Source organism: Stenotrophomonas sp. HMWF023, assembly GCF_003060985.1.
Lineage (GTDB): Bacteria > Pseudomonadota > Gammaproteobacteria > Xanthomonadales > Xanthomonadaceae > Stenotrophomonas > Stenotrophomonas lactitubi.
On sequence record NZ_QAIJ01000217.1, the window covers coordinates 22,259 to 27,287 of the forward strand.

The 5,029-nt window shown below is 66.7% G+C and carries 7 protein-coding genes; all 7 read right to left on the minus strand.

Annotated features, from left to right (window positions below):
- Window positions 1-837, minus strand: an 837-nt coding sequence (locus DBR20_RS11725; RefSeq protein ID WP_258223315.1) for a hypothetical protein, incomplete at its 3' end; no start/stop codon positions are given.
- Window positions 828-2,024 carry a hypothetical protein gene (locus tag DBR20_RS11730; protein ID WP_108266287.1) on the minus strand — a complete coding sequence of 399 codons (1,197 nt, stop codon included), beginning with the start codon at window positions 2,022-2,024 and terminating at the stop codon, window positions 828-830. The genes DBR20_RS11725 and DBR20_RS11730, both read right to left, overlap by 10 nt.
- A gap of 107 nt (window positions 2,025-2,131) precedes the next feature.
- The gene (locus tag DBR20_RS11735) at window positions 2,132-3,394 is read right to left on the minus strand and encodes a sigma-70 family RNA polymerase sigma factor (RefSeq protein ID WP_108266288.1); all 1,263 of its coding nucleotides are present in this window, start codon (window positions 3,392-3,394) and stop codon (window positions 2,132-2,134) included.
- Between the two features lie 45 nt (window positions 3,395-3,439).
- Window positions 3,440-3,796 (minus strand): DUF1428 domain-containing protein, encoded by a 357-nt coding sequence (locus tag DBR20_RS11740; RefSeq protein WP_025878383.1) that lies wholly within the window; start codon window positions 3,794-3,796, stop codon window positions 3,440-3,442.
- Window positions 3,797-3,820: 24 nt separating this feature from the next.
- Entirely contained in the window at window positions 3,821-4,231 is a 411-nt protein-coding gene (locus tag DBR20_RS11745) for a VOC family protein (protein WP_108266289.1), read from the minus strand.
- 33 nt (window positions 4,232-4,264) lie between these two features.
- Window positions 4,265-4,687 carry a VOC family protein gene (locus tag DBR20_RS11750; RefSeq protein ID WP_108266290.1) on the minus strand — a complete coding sequence of 141 codons (423 nt, stop codon included), beginning with the start codon at window positions 4,685-4,687 and terminating at the stop codon, window positions 4,265-4,267.
- A 67-nt stretch (window positions 4,688-4,754) separates the two neighbouring features.
- Window positions 4,755-5,029, minus strand: a 275-nt coding sequence (locus DBR20_RS11755; protein WP_258223316.1) for a YciI family protein, incomplete at its 5' end; no start/stop codon positions are given.

The window sequence follows — 5,029 nt, forward strand, 5'->3', positions numbered from 1 at the left end:
AATGTTCGCCGCGCGGATGCCGTTGGCGGTATCACGCAGGGTGGCGGCGGACAGATCGTTGCCGGTGCTGAAATCCTTGCGGATGCGCTCGATGCTGAGCAGGCCGCGCGACTCGCCTTCCACGTATTCGGCTTCAACCACTTCGTAGCCGGCGGCGCTGAAGGCACCGGTCATGGCCGTGTTGACCTCGGCGGCGTTGGCCACCTTCCAGCTGATGTTGTCGCTGCGCGCGGTGGTGCTGCCGCCGCTGGTGACCGACACCGAGCCGTTCTGGTTGATGCTGCCGTTGGTGCTGACCGAGTTGCCGCGGAAGCTGTCGCCTTCACGGGTGTTCTCGCTGTAGCTGCTGCTGGCGTCAACGCGGCGGTATTCCTTGTCCTGGAACGACTGCACGGTGTCCTGCGAGCGCGCCATGAACAGGAAGGTCAGCAGCGAGCGCTGCGCAGCGGTGGCACCGGCCACGGCCGAACCGGCATCCAGCTTGGTCTGCAGCAGGGTGGTGTTGATTTCGGCGCGGACGGTGACGCTGTAGGTCTTGGCCTTCTTGTCTTCGTTGTCCGACAGCGGCACGGCGCTGAGCACGTAGCGGTCGATTTCACCGAGGAATTCGGCGCGACGCGATTCGAACAGGCGCAGCTTGGCCGCACCGGATTCGGCGATGTATGCCTCCAGTGCATTGGCCTTGGCCTTGTTCAGGGCCTGGGCACGGGTATCGGCACTCAGGCGCAGGCTGTAGCTGGCCGAACCGGTACCGCGCGAGCTGGCGGTCTGCGCGGCGACCGGCGAGGCCACCGCCAGGGCGATGAGGATGAGCAGGATGGTACGCATCAGCGACATGATTTGATCAACTCCTGGAGGGCTTGGGTCTGTTGCTGCAACGGGCGTCCGCCCGGCTTCTGCTCGTCCAGCCAGGCGCGCGAATCGGCACGCTTGGCGGCGGCGCCGGCGAAGGCATCGAAGCCGGCCAGCAGGGTTTCGTAGCTGGCCGACCACTGGTCGACCTGCCACTGCGTAACGGGCACCACCTTGGTGGCGCCCTTGCGCAGCGGTTGTTCGAAGTACACCTTGCCGGAGAACGGCTCGGTGACCTTGGCGGTGAAGAAGGCGCCGAACAGCATCGTCTTCATCGCCGGCGTTTCACTGATGACGCCGTTCTTCAGCGCATCCACCTGCAGGCTGATGACGTAGTCCGCTTCGGGGATCTTCAGCTGGTAGACCTTGCCGTCGGCAAAGCGCGCCGCCATGGCACCGCCGATCACCTGGCCCGAGGCCGGTGGCAGCAGGCCGACACCGGTGTTGGACGACAGCGTCTTGGACAGTTCATGGGCCAGCGTGGCACGCAGCGGACCGGCCCACTTCGGGTCGGGCAGCTTGGCCAGCGTGGCGTCGGACAAGGTCACCGCACCCACCTGCAGGCGCCGCGTGGCCGCTTCCGGCAGCTTGGCCTGGGCCAGGGTCGTGGCCAGCACCTGCGACAGGCTGGTATCGGCACCGCCGTACAGCAGATCGGCGACGATCGCGTCGATATCGTCGCTGTCCGGGCGGTATTCCTGCACGTCGATACGCTGCAGGGTGAGCGGATAGGAGGCGATCACCTGGCGTTCGCGGAAGTCGAAGAACAGCGCCTGCAGGGCCACTTCCACCAGCACCTTGTACTGGTCGCCGATCGGTTCGACCGACACCAGTTCGCGGTCCAGCGCAGCGGCCAGGACCACGGCACTGGTGGTGCCGTCGAGCATCGCCACCGGCTGGTCGATCAGTTCCAGGTTGGCCGGCGCACGGCGCTTGAGCGCCTGTGCCAGGGCCTGGTTGAGCGGGATCAGGCCACGCTTTTCCAGCACTGCATGCGCATGCGGAGTGGTCGCCTGCACGGCGGCGGCGTCAGCGGTATAGGCAAACCCGGCCCAGTAGGCCTGCTGCGATTTGTCTGCGGCCTGGCTGGCCAACGGCCATACGGCCAGGCACAGGGCATAGGCAAGCAGGCGCGCAAAAGCGCGCGGTGCGCTCTTCGTCCTTGAAAACATCCAACCGCTCCTCGGTCACGACACACGAAAGACGGGCGCGAACACGCCCGCTGGGCGCGAAACATAGCCGCTCCGGGGCAAACCGACAAGTGCTGCCCCTGCCGGCTTCAATTTTCCTGTGGCAGGCCGGCCCGCCGCCGCAGCAGGGTCCGCTCTGCCTGGTTCTGGCTCAGGCTCGCCGCCGAGGCAAATGCGTCACGGGCGTCCTGCTCCCGCCCCAGCTGCTGCAGCAGCTCACCGCGCACCACCATCAGCGGTGCGTAGCCCTGCAGTCGTGGCTCGTCCAGCAAGGGCTGCAACAGCGCCCACGCCGCGAACGCACCTTCGCTGCGCGACACCGCCACCACCCGGTTCAATGCCACCACCGGCGACGGCATCACCTGCAGCAACTGCGCATACAGTGCGGCGATCCGCGCCCAGTCGGTGTCCTCGGCGCGACGCGCGCTGGCATGGCAGAAGGCGATCCGTGCCTGCAGCACGTAGGGGTCATCGCCGCCGCCTGCGGACACCGCGCGCGTCAGTGCCTGCTGGCCGCGTTCGATCTGCAGCCAGTCCCACTGCGCCCGGTTCTGCTGGTCCAGCAGGATCGGCCCGCCCTGCGCATCCACGCGTGCCGCCGCGCGCGAGGCCTGCAGTTCCATCAGCGCCAGCAGACCCAGCACCGGCGGTGCCGGCATCCGATGGGCCAGAATGCGCGCCAGCCGCAGCGCCTCGGCGCACAGTGCCGGTCGCATCCAGTCGTCGCCCGCACTGGCCGCATAGCCTTCGTTGAACACCAGGTAGATCGCCTCCAGCACCGACGCCAGTCGTTCCGGCAATGCATCGGCACGCGGCACTTCGTACGGAACCTGCTTCTGCGCCAACGTGCGCTTGGCCCGCACGATGCGCTGGGCGATGGTCGGCTCCGGCTGCAGGAATGCGCGGGCGATTTCGATCGTGGTCAACCCGCCCAGCAGGCGCAGGGTCAGCGCCACCCGCGCGTCGGCAGGCAGGACCGGATGACACGCCACGAACATCAGCCGCAGCAGGTCATCGCCGATGTCGTCTTCCAGGGCTTGGCTGTCGTCGGGCGCGGGCAATGCGGCCGGATGCAGCTCCTCTCCCCATTGCGCATGCTGCTGCGCAACCCGCTGGTGCTGGCGCAGCACATCGATGGCACGGTTGCGCGCGGTGGTCATCAGCCAGGCTCCGGGATTGTCCGGGATGCCCTGCGCCGGCCAACGCTCCAGCGCGGCCAGCCAGGTGTCCTGGGCCAGCTCTTCGGCGCGACCGACGTCGCCGCCGAGCAGGCGCGCCAGGCGCGCGATCAACACTGGCGATTCCATCCGCCAGAGGGTGTCCAGGCGCTGGCTCAGGGCGGGCTCGTGCATGCAGCGATCACAGCATGCGGGCCCGGCCTGCACAAGCACCGGCGTTCACGCTTCCACGATCGGCTTGAAGCCGCCCCAGAACATGCGCTTGGTATCGAACGGCATGTCCTTGGGACCGATATGCGCCAGCCGCGGGTCGGCCATCACCTTCTTGTTGATGCGATCACGCGCCGCGCGCGTGCGGAACACCACGAAGGCCACGATCACCGTTTCGCCCGGCTTGAGCTTCACCGCCTGCGGGAACGACGTCGATTTCCCCGGTTGCACGTCATCGGCCACGCATTCCATGTACTGCAGCGCGCCATGGTCCTTCCACACCGCGCCGGCCTGGCGGGCAAGGCGGCGATAGGCCGCCACCTTGTCCTGCGGGCACGGCAGAACGTAAGCATCCACGTAAGCCATGGGGATTCTCCCTGCGGCGGCCGGTCAGCCCGGCTCGCCGTCCATGTGTGCGATTTCCCAGAGATGCCCATCCAGGTCCTGGAAGCCGCGCTGGTACATGAAGCCATAGTCGCGCGCCGGCTGCGGTTCGCTGGCACCGGCGGCCAGTGCCTTGTCCACCATGGTGTCCACCGCCGCGCGGCTGTCGGCCGACAGGCAGGTGATCACTTCAGTCTGCGTGTGCGCATCGGCGATGCCCTTGGCGGTGAACTGCTGGAAGAACGGCTTGACCAGCAGCATCACGAAGATGCTCTCGCTGACCACCATGCAGGCGGCGTTCTCATCGGTGAAAGCCGGGTTGAAGCTGTAGCCCAGTGCGGCGAAGAACGTCTTGGCTTTTTCCAGATCCTGCACGGGCAGGTTGACGAAGATCATCTGCGGTTGCGGTGCGCTCATCGGTGCGATTCCTTGCGGTAGAGGGAAGAAGAATCAGGGCTGCTTCATGCAGTTGACCATCCACGGCTTGCCGTAGCGGTCGATCAACATGCCCCAGCGGTGGGCCCAGAAGGTTTCGGCGATCGGCATCTGCACCTGGCCACCCTCGGCCAGCGCCGCGAAAACGCGCTCGGCTTCTTCGATGCTGTCCACGTCGACGTTGATGGTGGTCGAACCACCCTCGCCGCCGCCGGGGCCATCGGCCGCCATCACGATCGCGCTGCCGATCTCCAACTGGCTGTGGGCCACATGGTCGAGCGTGTCTGCCGGCATCTCATTGCAGCCCGGCGAGCCGTCGGATGGCGGCATGTCGCGGTACTTCATTTCCGACGTGACCTGGCCGCCGAGTGCCTTGGCATAGAACGCCATTGCATCGTGGGCCTGGCCGTTGAAACCGAGGAAGGGAATCAATTTCATGGGAATGCTCCGTTGTACGTTTCAGGGCGGTAGCGCCGGGCCATGCCCGGCGGGGAAATGGATCGGATCAACCTTCCAGCTGTGCACGCAGACGCTGTTCCTGCTGCTGTAATTCAGGGGTGAAGGCTTCGCCGAAGTCTTCGGCCGAGATCAACGGGCGCAGCTCGAGGGCACCGCCCGCACTGAAGGGTGCACGGCTGGCCCATTCGATGGCCTCGTCCAACGAGCGCACCTCCCACAGCCAGAACCCGGCGATCTGCTCGCCGGCCGGGCCGAACGGGCCGGTCTCGATCCGCGGCGTGCCGCTGCCGAAATGAATGCGCCGACCGCGCTGGGTGGCAT

Bases quoted from the DNA above. Each gene is read 5' to 3' on its own strand.
- DBR20_RS11730 (WP_108266287.1), bottom strand. From the start codon at position 2,024: ATGTTTTCAAGGACGAAGAGCGCACCGCGCGCTTTTGCGCGCCTGCTT.
- DBR20_RS11735 (WP_108266288.1), bottom strand. From the start codon at position 3,394: ATGCACGAGCCCGCCCTGAGCCAGCGCCTGGACACCCTCTGGCGGATG.
- DBR20_RS11740 (WP_025878383.1), bottom strand. From the start codon at position 3,796: ATGGCTTACGTGGATGCTTACGTTCTGCCGTGCCCGCAGGACAAGGTG.
- DBR20_RS11745 (WP_108266289.1), bottom strand. From the start codon at position 4,231: ATGAGCGCACCGCAACCGCAGATGATCTTCGTCAACCTGCCCGTGCAG.
- DBR20_RS11750 (WP_108266290.1), bottom strand. From the start codon at position 4,687: ATGAAATTGATTCCCTTCCTCGGTTTCAACGGCCAGGCCCACGATGCA.